Consider the following 14,558-nt stretch of genomic DNA (forward strand, 5'->3'; position numbering starts at 1 on the left):
CGACGCCGCACCGGGTCGTCAGGTCGTGTAGTCCGCGTTGATGCGGATGTAGCCCTCGGTGAGGTCGCACCCGTAGACGGTGAAGGCACCGTCGGCGATGCCGAGGTCCACCTCGATCACCACCGTGTCGTTCGCCAGGTACGCCTCGAGCTCCGCCCGGCGCTCCGGCGTGGGCAGGGTGGGGTAGGTCTCCAGGCCGCCGAACGCGATCCGGACGTCCTCCTGGTGGATGTCGGTCTCGCTCTCGCACTTGCCGACGGCCATGGCGACGCGGCCCCAGTTCGGGTCGGCGCCGTGCACCGCGGTCTTGACCAGCGGCGAGCTGACGACCGACTTGCCCACGAGCTTGGCCTGCGCGTCGTCGCGCGCTCCGGTCACCCGCACCTCGATGAGCGTGGACGCTCCCTCGCCGTCGGACGCGATCATCCGCACCAGCTCGGTGCCGACCTCGAGGAGCGCGGCCTCCAGCGCGGCGGGGTCGACGGGTCCGGCGGCGCCCGAGGCGAGGACCGCCGCGGTGTCCGACGTCGAGGTGTCGGTGTCCACGCTGACCGCGTTGTACGTCCGGTCCACGACCCGGCGGAACATCGCGTCGAGCTCCGTGGCCCCCACCTCGGCGTCGGTGTAGACGAACGAGAGCATGGTCGCCATGTCGGGCTCGATCATGCCCACGCCCTTCGCGATCCCGACGACGGTCGCCGCGCCCACCCGCCGGGACGCCACCTTGGGCCGCGTGTCGGTCGTCATGATCGCCCGGGCGACGGACCCCAGGTCCACGGGGCCGACGGCCGGCACCTCCGCGAGCCGCTCGCGCATCGTCTCCAGCGGGTACCGCACCCCGATGACGCCGGTGGAGGCGACCAGCACCTGCTGCGGTGAGCACCCCGCGCGCCCGGCGGCCCACGCCTGCAGCTCGCGGGCGTCGGCCAGGCCCTGCTCGCCGGTGGCGACGTTGGCGTTCCCGGACACCACGACGACGGCGCGCAGCCCCGACGTGTCGGCCTCACGGCTGACGCGCACGCTCGGGCCGGCGAAGCGCGACCGGGTGAAGACGGCGGCGGACGTCGCCGCCCCGGTGGCGTGCACGAGGCTCAGGTCGGCGACCCCGGCCTTGACCCCGGCACTGCCGGTGACGCCGACGAACCCGGCGACGGTGGTGGTCATGTCTCTCCTCAGCGCGTCGGTGCGGGGTGGGGTCCGGCAGGGTGCGGGCCGGCAGGGTGCGGGTCGGCAGCGTGCGGGCCGGCGGGGTGCGGGCCGGCAGGGTGCGGGCCGGCGGGCACCGGGTGGGCGGCCCCCGCGTCCGAGGCGTCCCGTGGTCGCAGCACGGACCCGCCGTCGGCGGGGTGCAGCTCCAGGACGCGGTCGCACACCGCCTCCAGGGACTCGACGTCGTGGCCGACGAGCAGCACGCCGGTGCCCGCGGCGGCGGCGCGGGCGACCAGGCGCAGGACGTCGTCGGCGGTCGCCGGGTCGAGCATCGACGTCACCTCGTCGAGCACGAGGTACTCCGGCGCGAGGGCCCACGACCGTGCCAGGACCGCCCGCTGGAGCTCGCCACCGGACACCTCGTGCGGTCGGCGGTCCAGCAGTGACGGGTCGAGCCCCACCTGCGCGGCGAGGTCCGTGGCGTCGACCTCCGTACCGGCGAGGCGCGCGGGCAGCTCGATCGCGCGGCGCAGGGTCAGGCGCGGGTCGACCGCGGTGTGCGGGTGCTGGGACACCCACGCCACCCGGCGACGCTGCGCCGGGGGCAGCGCCAGCCCGGCGCCCCGGACCCGCTCCCCCGCGAGCGCCACGTGCCCCGCGGGTGGGGCCTCGAGCAGGGCCAGCACGGCGGCGACGGTGGACTTGCCGACCCCGGAGGGTCCGGTCAGCCCGACGACCTCGCCGGACCGGACCGCGAGGTCGGTCGCCGCCAGCACCGGCTGCGCGCCGCGGGTGACGACGACGCCGTGGGCAGCCAGCCCGGGGGCGGCGGGGTCGACGGGCCGGCGCGCGCGGCGCACGGGAGCGGCGTCCGGCAGGACGTCGCGCGGTGCCCCCTGGGCCACGACCCTCCCCGCGGCGACCCGGGTGACGGTGTGCGCGACCTGCCGCGCGAGCCCGACGTCGTGCGTGATGACCAGCACGGTGTGGCCGGCCCGCGCGTAGGCGGCCAGCAGCAGGCCGACCGTCCGCGCCGCCTCGGCGTCCAGCCCGGCGGTGGGCTCGTCGACCAGCAGCACCGGCGGGTGGTTGACCATCGCCGCCACCAGGCCCAGGCGCGCCAGCTGCCCGCCGGACAGCTGGTGCGGGTGGCGCGCCAGCCAGGTGGGGTCGACGCCCGCGGCGTGGGCCAGCTCGGCGAGCTGCTCGGCGGCGCCGGACGGGCGGTGGGGGTGCGCCGCCCCGAACCGGGACCGGCTGCGTCCCCCGACCCGCTGGGCCTCGCGCAGCTGCGCCGCGATCGTCGACGTCGGGGTGAACACGCCGCCCGCACCCTGCGGGGCGGTCCCGACCAGGCGGCCACGGAGCGACCGTCGCTGGACGCGCGGCGCGGCGGTCAGGAGCTCCACCGTGCGGTCCCCCGTCCGCAGGGTGGCCCACCCGGCGACCCGGGAGCCGCGCGGCAGCATGCCGGTCAGCGCCGCCACGACCGTCGACTTGCCGGCTCCGGACCGCCCGAGCAGGACGTGGACCTCGCCGGGGACCAGGTCCAGGTCGACGTCCTGCAGGACGGTCGTGCCCCCGTGCGCGACGGTCAGGCCGCGCACCTCGATCGACGCGGACTCGTGGGCGTGCAGCGACTCAGGCACGGTGCTCCCCCGTCCGACCCGCACGTCCACCGCCATGGTGGCCGCCGTCTCCTCCGGTACCCCCGCCGGCACCTGCGCCGACGAGGCAGCCGGCCAGGCAGACGGTGATCGCGACGAGCAGGCCGGCCGGGGCGGCGAGGGTCCACCACGCGCCGGACAGCAGCGCCTGCTGGCCGAGGTCGAGCAGCACGCCGAGCGACGGACGGTGCGGGGGCAGCCCCAGCCCGAGGAACGTCAGGGTGGACTCGTGCCACACGGCGTGCGGGACCAGCAGGCCGAACGCGACGGCCAGCTGCCCGGCTAGGCGTGGTGCGGCGTGGTGGCGCAGCAGCTGCCGGCGGGTGAAGCCGAGGGCGATCGCGGCGCGGTAGAAGTCCTGGGCGCCGAGGGCCAGCAGCTCGGCCCGCACCAGTCGCGCCGTCTGGGTCCAGTGGGTGACCGCCACGACCAGCACGATCGTGACGAACGAACCGCGCAGCACCGACGCGACGACGATGCCGAGGAGCAGGTGCGGGACGGCGTTGACGCCGTCGACCACGCGCATGCCCCAGCGGTCGGCGCGGCCGCCGAGCAGCGCGCAGGCCGCCCCTGTGAGCGTCCCGACGACGACGGCGCCGAGCGCGCCCGCGAGCGCGGCGAGGAGCGAGATCCGCAGCCCGACGGCGGACCGCACGAACAGGTCCCGCCCGGCCAGGTCCGTCCCGAACGGGTGCGACCACGACGGCGCGGTGGCGCCGATGCCGTAGTCGACGTGGTCCAGGTCCACCGGGACGAGGAGCGGGACCAGGACCGCGTACCCGACCAGCAGCAGCGTCCCGGCGACGGCCGCCCACCGGCCCGCCGGCCGGCCCGCCTGCCGGCCCGCCTGCCCGGCCCGCAGCCGGCGGCGCGAGGCGCGGGTCGGGCGCCGGGGTGCCGGGGTCGGGGCCGGGGTCCGGTCCGTCGTCCGGGTGGTGGTCTCAGAGCGCATCGGGGTCCGTCCTCGGGTCGATCGCCACCAGGCAGACGTCGGCGAGCAGCCCGCCGACGACCGCCACGAGCGTGAGCAGCACGGCCGCGATAGCCAGCAGGGCGAAGTCCTGCCCGAGCGCCGCCTCGACCAGCGCCCGGCCCAGGCCCGGCCAGGAGAAGATCTCCTCCACCAGCACCGACCCGGCCACCACCTCGGGCAGGCGCGCACCGGCGATCGCGAGCGTCGGGACGGCGGCGGTCGGCAGGACGTGCCGCAGCAGCACCCGCCACTCCGGGACGCCCCGGAGCCGGGCGGCGTCCGCCGAGGTCGTGCGCAGCTGCGCGGACAGCGCGCGGTGCAGGTGCAGCGTCAGCCAGGGCACCTGGGCCAGGGCGACGGCGACCGCCGGCAGGACGAGGTGGCGGGTCACCTGGGTAACGGTGACCGGGGCCCCGGGGTCGGTGAGCCCGCCGGCCGGCAGCCAGCCGAGGGTCAGGGCGAGCAGGGCCATCAGGACCATGGCCGACAGGAAGGCGGGCACGGCCGACAGCGCCCACAGGCCGGCGGTCAGCGTCCGGGCCACGACGCCGTCCCCCCGCAGCGCGGCGAGCAGGGCGAGCGGGACGCTCACGACCACCCCGAGCACCAGGCCGACGACCATGAGCAGCAGGGTCCACGGCAGGCGGCCGGTCACGACGTCGGCGACCGGCACCCGGCCGGTCGTGGACACGCCGAGGTCACCGGTCGCCAGGCCGGTCACCCACTGGCCCCAGGCCTGCAGCCAATGGGTGCCGCCGACGAGGCCCTCGACGTCCGCGCGGGACGACGCGCCGACGAACTCGTCGCGCGCACCGAGGAACGCCGACGCGGCGTCGGTCGGCGAGGCGGCGGCGAGGGCGAACACGGCGAGGCTGATCGCGGCGACGAGGGGCACGGCCCACGCCAGGCGGCGTGCGCAGAGCCGCAGGACCGCGGCCCGGCGGGTGGACGGCGCGCGCCGCCCGGGACCGGCTCCCGTCCGGACGTCCAGGAGGGCGCTCACCGCCGCGTCCACCGCTGGACGTCGAACCACGGGCCCCAGGCGACGCCGTGCTCGTGCGGCTCGGTCACGTGCTCGACACCGTCCCAGGCCGTCAGTCCGCGCGCGACGTAGGTGTGCTCGAGCGCGAAGACGGTGACCATGGGCGGGTTCTCCACGAGCCTGCCCTGCAGCTCCCGGTACAGCGCGACCCGGGTGGCGGGGTCCGCCTCGCGGCGGGCCCCGTCGAGCAGCCGGTCCACCTCCGGGTCGGCGTAGCCCGACGGGTTGGAGTAGGCGTCGGCCTCGTCGAAGACCGCGAAGTCCGAGTGCAGCTGGCGGTACACCTGCGTGTCGGGGTCGTAGGGCATGTCGCCGCCACCGAGCACGAACGCCTTGCGGTCCATCGCGGTCACCGCGTACGGCCGGTCCACGCCCTCGAGGGCGACCTCGATGCCGAGCCCGGACAGGTCCGACGCGAAGGCCTGCGCCAGGTCGCGGCGCAGCGTGTCCTCGGCGAAGTACATGACGGTGAACGCGAACCGCACGCCGTCCTTCTCCCGGACCCCGTCGTCCCCGACCGTCCAGCCGGCGTCGTCCAGCATCGCGGCGGCCGCCCCGGGGTCGTACGCGAAGACGGCGGACGGGTCGTGGCTCGCACCCTGCGCGGGGGTGAACGGTCCCGAGACGGCGACGCCGTGCCCGGCCAGGAGGCCGTCGATCATCGCCCCGCGATTCGTGGCCAGGTTGAGGGCGACCCGCACGGCCGGGTCGGCGAAGAACGGCAGGGTGACCGGCAGGGAGATGGCGCGGAAGTCGCCGGACGGGTTGGTCACGAGCTCCAGGCCGTCGACGCCGTCGAGCCCGGCCGCCACGAGCGGGGACAGCTGGGCGCCGTCGAACTCCCCCGCCCGCACGCGCTGGGCGCGGGTGTTCTCGTCGGGGACGAACGCGAGGTGGATGGTGCGGACCTCGGGGGTCCCGCCCCACCAGTCGTCCCGCGCCGTGAGCGTCATGGACTCGCCCCGACGCCACTCCGCCAGGACGTACGGCCCGGTCCCGTCCGGCTCGGTGGCCAGCGGGGAGTCGAGCACGCTGCCGCCGAGCGCCTCCTGCGCGGGGATGCCGAGGGTCAGGCGCGCGGGCAGGCCGGCGTAGGGGTAGGCGAGGTCGAACCGGACCGTCGCGGCGTCGACCGCCGTGACGCTCCGGATCATGCTGTAGTCCGCCGCCATCCACGACCCCACCGCCGGGTCACGCACGGCCTCGTAGGCCGCGACGACGTCGGCCGCGTCGAAGGTCGAGCCGTCGCTGAAGGTGACGCCGTCCCGCAGGGTGACCGTCCAGGAGGTCAGGTCCGCGTCCGGCACGGGCATCGCGGTCGCGAGGCCGGGCTCCAGGACGCCGTCCGGCCCGACGGCGACGAGGCCGTCGTAGAGCTTGGAGGTGATCCCGAGCGGGTGCTCCAGCGGGTGCAGGGTGTCGTACTCCCCGGTCTCCGCGAGGGCGAGGGTGCCGGCCGCGCCGCCCGTACCCGGGTCGTCGGGCGAGGCACCGGCGCACCCGGTGACGACGAGCGCGACGACGGCACCGGTCACGACGGCCCGCGCCGCACCCGCGGGACGGACCCGCCCGGGGGCCGGCGACGGGGTCATCGGCCCGCCCCGGCCATGAGGGCCAGCAGCTCGAACGCCACCGTGGCGCCCGCGAGCGCGGTGATCTCGGCGTGGTCGTACGCGGGCGCCACCTCGACGACGTCGCCGCCGACGAGGTGCAGGTCGCCCAGGCCGCGCAGCAGCCGCAGCAGCTCGCGGGAGGTCAGCCCGCCCATCTCCGGCGTGCCGGTGCCGGGTGCGAACGCCGGGTCGAGCACGTCGATGTCGACCGACACGTACACCGGCGCGTCGCCGACCCGCTCGCGGACCAGCTCGAGCGCCGCGACCGGGCCGACGAGGTCGATCTCGTGCGTGCGGACCGCGCGGAAGCCCGCCGCGGTGTCCGCGGCGAGGTCACCGCGGTCGTACAGCGGCCCGCGGATGCCCAGGTGCACGGAGCGGTCCGGGGCGAGCAGCCCCTCCTCGAACGCCCGGCGGAAGACCGTGCCGTGGGTGACCCGGCTGCCGAAGTAGGCGTCCCAGGTGTCCAGGTGGGCGTCGAAGTGCACCAGGGCCACCGGTCCGTGCGCGGCGTGCGCCGCCCGGAGCATCGGCAGCGCGACCGTGTGGTCGCCACCGATCCCGACCAGCCGGCGGGACCCGTCCGTGCCGACCACGTCGCGGGCGAGCCCCTCCATCTGCGCGATCGCCTCCTCGATGCCGAACGGCGTGCAGGGCACGTCACCGGCGTCCACCACGGACGCGTGAGCGTAGGGCACCCGGTCGAGCTCGACGTGGAAGCCCGGTCGCAGGTGACGCGACGCCTGCCGCACCGCCATCGGCCCGAACCGCGCTCCCGGGCGGTACGACGTCCCGCCGTCGAACGGCAGGCCGAGGACGGCGAGGTCGTAGGTCTGCACGGCGTCGATCGTCGGGACGCGGGTGAACGTGGCGGGGCCGGCGAACCGCGGCACGCGAGTCCCGTCCGGCAGGGCGGTGCCCGTCGGCGGGCCGGTCGGCGGCCCGGTCGCCGGACCGGCCCAGGTCCCGGTCGGCTCCGCCGTCACAGCGCGATCCGCGGGTCCGCGGCGCCCTGCAGCACGTCGGCGACGGTGTTGGACGCGATGTAGATCGCGCCGAGCACGAAGGTCACCCCGGCGATCGCCGGGAAGTCCGAGACCGGGATGCTCGCCCCGAGGTAGGACCCCAGCCCCGGCCAGCTGAACACGCTCTCGATGACCAGCGCCCCCGCGAACATGAAGCCCAGCTGCAGCCCGGTCATGGACAGCGCCCCGTTCACCGAGTTGCGCATCACGTGGCGGGCGAGCACGCGCCGCTCGGTGAGCCCCTTGGCGCGGGCGGTCCGGACGAAGTCGGCGTCGAGCGTGGTGACCAGGCCCGAGCGCAGCACCCGCCCGATGGACAGGGCCGGCCCGACGGCCAGCGCGAGCGCCGGCAGCAGCAGGTGCTGCAGCGCGTCGACGGCGACGGCGGGCTGGCCGGCCAGCAGCGCGTCGAGCACCACCAGCCCGGTGGGCCCGTCGACGGCGCCGCGGTCGCTCAGCCGCCCGCTCGCGGGCAGCCAGCCCAGGTCCCGGTAGAACAGCATCAGCCCGAGGATCCCGAGCAGGAACGTGGGCGTCGTCGAGCCGAGGAAGAGCAGACCGCGCACGAGGCCCGCGCCCCTCCACCGCAGCACGCTGGACACGGCGAACGCGACCGCCAGGACCAGGGCGACCAAGAGGGCCCCCAGGACGAGCTCGAGCGTCGCCGGCAGGTAGGTGCCGATGTCGTCGGCGACCGGGTGCCGGGTGCGGAACGACGTGCCGAGGTCCCCCGTGACCAGGCCGCCGACGTAGTCCAGGTAGCGCTCCGGTGCGGGGTCGTTGAGCCCCATCCGCTCGCGGGCGGCCTCCCGGGCCTCCTGCGAGGCGTTCGCCCCGAGGGTCGAGGCGACCGGGTCGGCGTCGGACACCTCCTGGAGCACGAAGAGCACCAGCGACAGCACCAGGAGCAGGACGGCGAGCGCCGCGAGGCGGCCGGCGATGAAGCGGAGTCGGGCCATGGTCATCCCCTCCGGGCCATGAGGTTGCGGACGGCGTCTCCCCCGAGGTTGGCGACCAGGCTCAGCAGCATGACCGCCAGGCCGGGCACCACGGGGATCCACCAGTGGGCGAGGAGCTCGGACATCCCGCGGGAGGTGTCCGCGCCGAGCTCGGGGGCCGGGGCCGGCTGGCCCAGGCCGAGGAAGGACAGGCTGGCGAGCGTCAGCACGACCGCGCCGATGTCCAGGCTCGCGGTGATCACCGCGGTCGGCACGACGCCGGGCACGAGGTGCCGGGTCATCACCCGCAGCTGTCCGGCGCCGGCCATGCGGGCCGCCTCCACGTGCGGCCGGACGGCGAGGCTGCGCACCTCGCCGCGGACGATGCGGGCGTAGTACGGCCACCACACCACCGAGATCGCGAGGAACGTGTTCGTCAGGCCCGGCCCGAGGGCCGCGGCGACGGCCACGGCGACGAGCATGGACGGCAGCGCGAGGAACATGTCGGTCACCCGCATGAGGACCGAGTCGACGACACCGCCGAAGGCCCCGGCGGCGACCCCGACCACCCCGCCCACGACCAGCCCGACGGCGACGACCACCAGGGCGAGCAGCCAGCTGGTGCGCATGCCCAGCAGCGTGCGGGACAGCAGGTCGCGGCCGATCATGTCGGTCCCGAGCAGGTGCTGCGGGTCCCCGACCGGCGCGTACGGCACGCCGACGGGCTGCACGGGGTCGTAGGGCACGAGCACCGGCGCGAGCAGCGCCAGCGCGGTGAGCAGGACCAGGACGGCGATCATCACGAGGCTGGGCAAGCGCCCGGTCAGCAGGCGGGCGCCCGGCACGCCGGCCGGGAAGCCGCGGCGGCGCGCGAGGGGGACCCCGGATGCGCCGGGCACCCCGGGCACGGACGTGGTCGGGGTGGGGTCGGCTCCGGGCGCGACCGGCACCCCGGCGAGCTGTTCTCCGGCGACGGATGACATCTCAGAACTCCCCTCGCAGCACGCAGGCGACGCGGTGCTGCCGCGCCTCGACGTCCGCACGCGGACCGATCTCGACGAGCTGGATGCCCTCGAGCGTGGACGGGCACTCGTCCTGCATGACCGGGCAGCGCGGGTGGAACGCGCACCCGGTCGGTGGGGCCATCGGGCTGGCCGGCTCCCCGACGATGACCGGGAGCTCGCGCCGGGCCCCGGGCACCGCGGCGACCAGCGCCCGCGTGTACGGGTGCGCGGGCTCCGCGATCACCTTCTCCACCGGCCCGGTCTCCACCAGCCGGCCGAGGTACATCACCGCGAGCCGGTCGCTGACGATGCGCGCCACCGCGAGGTCGTGGGTGACGAACAGGACCGTCATGCCCATCTGCCGGCGCAGGTCGTGGATGAGGTTGAGGACGTTGGCGGCGAGCGAGACGTCCAGGGCGCTGGTCGGCTCGTCGCACAGCAGGATCCGCGGCGGCACGATCGTGGCCCGGGCCAGGGCGACCCGCTGGCGCTGCCCGCCGGACAGCTCCGACGGCTTGGCCGCCAGCGTCGTCTCCGGCAGGCCCACCCGGTCCAGCGCCTCCCGGACGCGCTCGCGCCGCTCCACCCGGGACAGGTCCCGCCCGCGCAGCCGCTCCAGCAGCAGGGCCTCGGTGGACAGCCACGGGGTCAGCGACGCCCCGGCGTCCTGGAACACCATCTGCACGTCGGACCGCGGGGGGCCGTCGATCGTCCCGGTGTACCGGGTCTCCAGTCCGGCGACCGCCCGCAGCAGCGTGGACTTGCCGGACCCGCTCTCGCCGACCAGGGCCAGCGACTCGCCCTCCTGCACGTCGAGGGTGACCCCGCGCAGCGCGGCCAGGGTGGCGCGCCGTCCGCGGGCGTCGCGGACGGCGAACTCGCACCGGACCTCGGTGAGCCGCAGGATCGCCTCGCTCCGGGCCGGCGCGGAGACCGTCGTCCGCTCCACGACCGCCTCCTCGACAGCCGTGGCGGGTTCCGTCCCGGACGGGGCCCTGGCGTCGGTCCCGGCGTCGGGGTCCAGGGCTCCCGCGTCGGTGAGCCCGGTGTGCAGGGGTCGACCGCGCTCGGTCTCCAGGCTCAGCCGCGCCCGCAGCAGCCCGCGGGTGTAGGGGTGCTGCGGCGCCTCGAGCACCCCGAGGGCCGGGCCCTCCTCGACGACCTCACCGGCGTACATGACGGCGATCCGGTCCGCGATCTGCGCGGCCACGCCGAGGTCGTGGGTGATCATGAGGATGCTGCAGCCCAGCTCGTCCCGCAGTCCAGCCAGCACCCGGAGCACCTGCGCCTGGACGGTGACGTCGAGGGCCGTCGTCGGCTCGTCGGCGATGATCAGCGCCGGGTCGCCCGCGATCGCGATGGCGATCATGACGCGCTGGCGCAGTCCGCCGGAGAGCTCGTGCGGGTAGGCGCCGTACCGCTGCTCGGGCTGCGGGATGCCGACCGCGCGCAGCAGCCGGATCGCCTCCGCGGGGGATCCCGCGGCCTCGGCGACCTGCCGCCCGATCCGCATGGTGGGGTTGAGGGAGGTCATCGGGTCCTGGAAGACGACCCCGAGGTCCAGGCGCCGCACCCGGCGCCGGGCGGCCTCCGGTGCGGTCGCCATGTCGACGCCGTCCACCTCCACCGCGCCGCTGACCTGCGGCAGCGCGGAGGCGGGCAGCAGACCCATGAGCGCCAGGCTCATGACGCTCTTGCCGGAGCCGGACTGGCCGACCACGCCGACGATCTCGCCGCGGCCGATCTCCAGGTCGACGCCGCGGACCACCTCGGTGCGGCGGCTGTTGCGGCTCAGGCTCACCCGCAGGTCGTGCAGCCGGGCCACCGGGCGGTCGGTCGGGCCACGGTCGACGGGTCGGGCCGGTTCGAGGTCGAGCATCGTCATCACCTCACTCGCAGGTCCTGCACCGCGCCGGTGGCGGGTGCGGGGGTGGTCTCGGGGAGCGGCCGGTCGGCCGGGTAGGTCGGGTCGGCCGGGTGGGCACGGTCGGCCGGGTGGGTCCGGTCCGCCGGGCGGTCGGGGCCGCCGGGTGCGGTCGTCGTGGGGGCGTCGTGGCCCTCGTTCTCGGCGAGGACCTGGACGGCGCGGCGCTCGCGGGAGCGCGCGGTCAGGGTGAGCAGGACGCAGACGAGCAGGCAGAGCCCGGCGCAGCCCCACCACAGGACCCGGGAGCCGAAGGCGTCCAGGACGAGCCCGCCGACGATCGGTGCGACCACCGTGGCGGCGCTGAAGCTCAAGGCGTAGGTCCCCTGGTACCGGCCGCGGCTGCGGGCCGGGGCGAGGTCCGCCGACGTCGCCTGCGCCACGGGGTGCGTCCCGAGCTCGCCCAGCGTCCACACCGCCACCGCGAGCCCGAGCACGGCGAGGGTGGTCGCGGCGGACTGCACGAGCATGCCGACCGCGGTGACCGCCACCGCGGTCGCCAGCACCACCTCGTGGCGCCAGCGGCCGAGGAGGCGGACGGCGGGGATCTGGAGCAGGCACAGCAGGAGCCCGTTGAGGGTCAGCAGGTAGCCGTACTCGCGGCTGGTCATCCCCTGCTCGGTCATGACCAGCGGCAGGGTCGTCGTCGACTGCACGTAGACGACGGAGTACAGGAACATCGCCAGGACGAAGGTCAGGAAGACCCGGTCCCGCCAGACCCGTGGTGCCGGCAGGTCAGCGGGCCGGTCAGCGGGCACGGCGGCGGCGGGCGGTGCGTCGAGCACGTCGGCGGGCGACGCGGCGCGGACCCGCGCTCGCCGGCCCTGCGGACGGCGCCCGCCGACGTGCCGGGTCTCGGGCACCTTGGCCAGCACCACGAGCCCGGAGACCACCAGCACGCCGGCCTGGGCGTAGAACAGCAGCTCGAACGCCTGGTCGGCCAGCAGGCCGGCGAGCATGGGTCCGATCGCGTACCCGAGGTTGATGGCCCAGGTGTTGTAGGAGAAGGCCGCCCGGCGGTGCGCGGGCGGGACCATGTCGGCGACCATCGTCGCGATCGCCGGCTGCGCCGCGCCGCTGACCAGCCCGTAGACCAGCAGCAGGACCGCGATGCCGACCGGGCTGGCGAAGGACGGCACGAGCAGCAGCGCGACGGCGGAGAGCAGCTCGCTGCCCGCCAGGGTGGCCTTGCGCCCCACCCGGTCGGTCAGCACGCCGCCGACGAGGGTGGAGACGACGATCCCGACGCCGTACGCAGCCACGACGGTGCCGGCCTGAGCGCTGGACAGGCCGGCGTCGGAGGTGAGGTAGAGCGTGAGGAACGGGACGACGAAGCGGCCGATCCAGGTCACGAGGACCGCGAGCCACAGCCACCAGAACGCGGCCGGGAGGTCCCCGACCCGGGTCCGGACGGCCGCGGGGGGCGGTGTGGGCACAGCGGTCTCCTCAGCGGGTCGGTCGGGTCCGTGCCGGGGGCGGTGGTGCCGCCCCCGGCACGAGCGGGAGGAGCGGGACGAGCGCCGGGGTCGGCGGGCGCTACTCGTCGACGATCGTCAGCGTGTTGAAGTCCAGGGCGTACGGCTCGGCCATGGTGTGCGACTCCTCCACGTTCCCCAGCCAGGGCTGGGTGACGACGAAGTCGTTGGTGTAGGCGAACGTCGGGGTGCACATCGCCTCGGTGATGGCCTCGCCGGCGGCGACGTAGGCTGCCGGGTCACCGGTCCGCAGCCCCTCGGCGAGCGCCGCGGTGGCGTCGTCGTCGGTGCACTGCAGGAAGTTCAGGCCACCGCCCTCGTCCCAGAACACGTGCCCGTACAGGTACGGGTTGTTGGCGTCCGGCCAGGTGCCCGAGGCGACGTAGACGTCCGGCGCCGCGTTCGCCGGGTCGCCGGCGAAGGAGCCGAACACCTCCGACGTCTGGAACTCGGTGACGGTCGCGGCCAGCCCGAGGCCCTGGAGCTGCGCGGCGACGAGGTTGGCGATCTGGGCGTCGTCGGCGCTGCCGGCGGCGTGGCCGATCTCGACCTCGGTGCCCTCCGGGAGCGTGCCGACGTACTCGGCGAGCGGTGCGGGGTCGTGCCGGATCTCCTTGGTGTCCTGGCCGTCCGGCAGCGCCCCGCGGGAGTAGGCGCCGGTCGCCAGCTCGGACTTCTCCCCCAGGACCTGCTCGACCACCGACGCCCAGTCGACCGCCTCGAAGAGCGCGGTGCGGGCCTCGCTCGTGGCCAGGAAGTCCCGGTGCGGGTTCATGTACAGCACGCCGACCTGGAACGTGGGCAGGCTGTAGGTGTCCAGCACGCCCTCCTCGACGTACCCGGCCTGCGCGGCCGACGGGACCGCGCCGATGATGCCCGCGAGGTCGCCGTTGTCGAGCGCGAGCTGCATCGCGGAGGTGTCGGTGTAGACCGGGAACTCGACGGTCGTGAACGTGGGCTCCTCACCCCAGTAGTCCTCGAACGCCTCCATCTCGTAGACCTCGTCCACGCGGGCCTCGGTGAGCCGGTACGGACCGGTGCCGGCCGACGCCGTCGAGAGGTAGGTCTGCGCGAAGTCGTCCCCGGCCTCCTCGGTCAGCACGGTCGGGCTGATCATGCGAGGCCCGTACGGCGACGCGAGCGAGTCGAGGAAGGCCGAGTTGGGCTCCTCCAGGGTGATCACCACGGTGCGGTCGTCCGGCGTCTCGAACGAGGCGATGCCCTCCGCCATGTACGCCGGTCCCCCACCGACGTCGAGGCGGCGCTGGAAGGAGGCCTGGACGGCGGCGGAGGTGAACGGCGTCCCGTCGTGGAACGTGACGCCGTCGCGCAGCGTGAACGTCCAGACCGTGCTGTCCTCGTTCGCCTGCCACTCGGTGGCGAGGCTCGGCACGATGGCGGCCTCCTCGTGGTTGCCCGGCTCGTACCGCACCAGGCCCTCGTAGAGGTTCGTCGTCAGCGCGAGCCCGTTGCCGGAGTAGTAGATGTCCGGGTCCGGCGGCTGGCCGATGTCGTTGAGCAGGCCCAGGTGCAGCACGCCGTCGGTCGGGGCGGACGACGGCGCGGCGGTCTCGCCGCCGCCGCCCCCCGCGCCGCCGCTGCAGGCGGCGAGCAGGAAGGTCGTGGCGACGGCCGGGACGAGGAGCCGGGTGGCACGCGTGGCACGGGGGCGGCCGCGCCGGCCGGGGGTGGGGGTCATGAGGTCTCCTGTGGGGGCGGCAGGGGCGGGTGGGTCGTCGCGGGTGAGG

The 14,558-nt window shown here is 75.6% G+C and carries 11 protein-coding genes; all 11 read right to left on the reverse strand.

Annotated elements, in window-relative coordinates:
- Positions 1 to 18: 18 nt before the first annotated feature.
- Positions 19 to 1,164 carry a bifunctional glutamate N-acetyltransferase/amino-acid acetyltransferase ArgJ gene (gene argJ, locus CAE01nite_RS09095; RefSeq protein WP_146903076.1) on the reverse strand — a complete coding sequence of 382 codons (1,146 nt, stop codon included), beginning with the start codon at positions 1,162 to 1,164 and terminating at the stop codon, positions 19 to 21.
- Between the two features lie 8 nt (positions 1,165 to 1,172).
- Complete coding sequence (locus tag CAE01nite_RS09100) at positions 1,173 to 2,798, reverse strand: ABC transporter ATP-binding protein (protein ID WP_246131107.1); 1,626 nt, start codon at positions 2,796 to 2,798, stop codon at positions 1,173 to 1,175.
- Positions 2,791 to 3,768 carry an ABC transporter permease gene (locus tag CAE01nite_RS09105; RefSeq protein WP_146903081.1) on the reverse strand — a complete coding sequence of 326 codons (978 nt, stop codon included), beginning with the start codon at positions 3,766 to 3,768 and terminating at the stop codon, positions 2,791 to 2,793. Before CAE01nite_RS09105 ends, CAE01nite_RS09100 begins: the two co-directional genes overlap by 8 nt.
- The gene (locus CAE01nite_RS09110; protein ID WP_246131108.1) at positions 3,758 to 4,792 is read right to left on the reverse strand and encodes an ABC transporter permease; all 1,035 of its coding nucleotides are present in this window, start codon (positions 4,790 to 4,792) and stop codon (positions 3,758 to 3,760) included. The genes CAE01nite_RS09105 and CAE01nite_RS09110 overlap by 11 nt, the downstream gene beginning before the upstream one ends.
- On the reverse strand, positions 4,789 to 6,423 hold the full coding sequence (locus tag CAE01nite_RS09115; RefSeq protein ID WP_146903084.1) for an ABC transporter substrate-binding protein: 1,635 nt from the start codon (positions 6,421 to 6,423) through the stop codon (positions 4,789 to 4,791). Before CAE01nite_RS09115 ends, CAE01nite_RS09110 begins: the two co-directional genes overlap by 4 nt.
- Positions 6,420 to 7,430: an agmatinase gene (gene speB / locus CAE01nite_RS09120; RefSeq protein WP_146903087.1), complete on the reverse strand. Its 1,011-nt coding sequence runs from the start codon at positions 7,428 to 7,430 to the stop codon at positions 6,420 to 6,422. The genes CAE01nite_RS09115 and speB overlap by 4 nt, the downstream gene beginning before the upstream one ends.
- Positions 7,427 to 8,428, reverse strand: coding sequence for an ABC transporter permease (locus CAE01nite_RS09125; protein WP_146903090.1), 1,002 nt, complete (start codon positions 8,426 to 8,428; stop codon positions 7,427 to 7,429). The genes speB and CAE01nite_RS09125 overlap by 4 nt, the downstream gene beginning before the upstream one ends.
- Before the next feature lie 2 nt (positions 8,429 to 8,430).
- Entirely contained in the window at positions 8,431 to 9,390 is a 960-nt protein-coding gene (locus CAE01nite_RS09130; RefSeq protein ID WP_246131109.1) for an ABC transporter permease, read from the reverse strand.
- Position 9,391: 1 nt separating this feature from the next.
- The gene (locus CAE01nite_RS09135) at positions 9,392 to 11,290 is read right to left on the reverse strand and encodes a dipeptide ABC transporter ATP-binding protein (RefSeq protein ID WP_246131110.1); all 1,899 of its coding nucleotides are present in this window, start codon (positions 11,288 to 11,290) and stop codon (positions 9,392 to 9,394) included.
- A 5-nt stretch (positions 11,291 to 11,295) separates the two neighbouring features.
- Positions 11,296 to 12,771, reverse strand: coding sequence for an MDR family MFS transporter (locus CAE01nite_RS09140; protein WP_146903097.1), 1,476 nt, complete (start codon positions 12,769 to 12,771; stop codon positions 11,296 to 11,298).
- A gap of 100 nt (positions 12,772 to 12,871) precedes the next feature.
- Entirely contained in the window at positions 12,872 to 14,509 is a 1,638-nt protein-coding gene (locus tag CAE01nite_RS09145; protein ID WP_146903100.1) for an ABC transporter substrate-binding protein, read from the reverse strand.
- Positions 14,510 to 14,558 lie beyond the last annotated feature (49 nt).

The organism is Cellulomonas aerilata (genome assembly GCF_007991755.1).
Lineage (GTDB): Bacteria > Actinomycetota > Actinomycetes > Actinomycetales > Cellulomonadaceae > Pengzhenrongella > Pengzhenrongella aerilata.

Bases quoted from the DNA above. Each gene is read 5' to 3' on its own strand.
- argJ (WP_146903076.1), bottom strand. From the start codon at position 1,164: ATGACCACCACCGTCGCCGGGTTCGTCGGCGTCACCGGCAGTGCCGGG.
- CAE01nite_RS09105 (WP_146903081.1), bottom strand. From the start codon at position 3,768: ATGCGCTCTGAGACCACCACCCGGACGACGGACCGGACCCCGGCCCCG.
- CAE01nite_RS09115 (WP_146903084.1), bottom strand. From the start codon at position 6,423: ATGACCCCGTCGCCGGCCCCCGGGCGGGTCCGTCCCGCGGGTGCGGCG.
- CAE01nite_RS09125 (WP_146903090.1), bottom strand. From the start codon at position 8,428: ATGGCCCGACTCCGCTTCATCGCCGGCCGCCTCGCGGCGCTCGCCGTC.
- CAE01nite_RS09130 (WP_246131109.1), bottom strand. From the start codon at position 9,390: ATGTCATCCGTCGCCGGAGAACAGCTCGCCGGGGTGCCGGTCGCGCCC.
- CAE01nite_RS09135 (WP_246131110.1), bottom strand. From the start codon at position 11,290: ATGCTCGACCTCGAACCGGCCCGACCCGTCGACCGTGGCCCGACCGAC.
- CAE01nite_RS09145 (WP_146903100.1), bottom strand. From the start codon at position 14,509: ATGACCCCCACCCCCGGCCGGCGCGGCCGCCCCCGTGCCACGCGTGCC.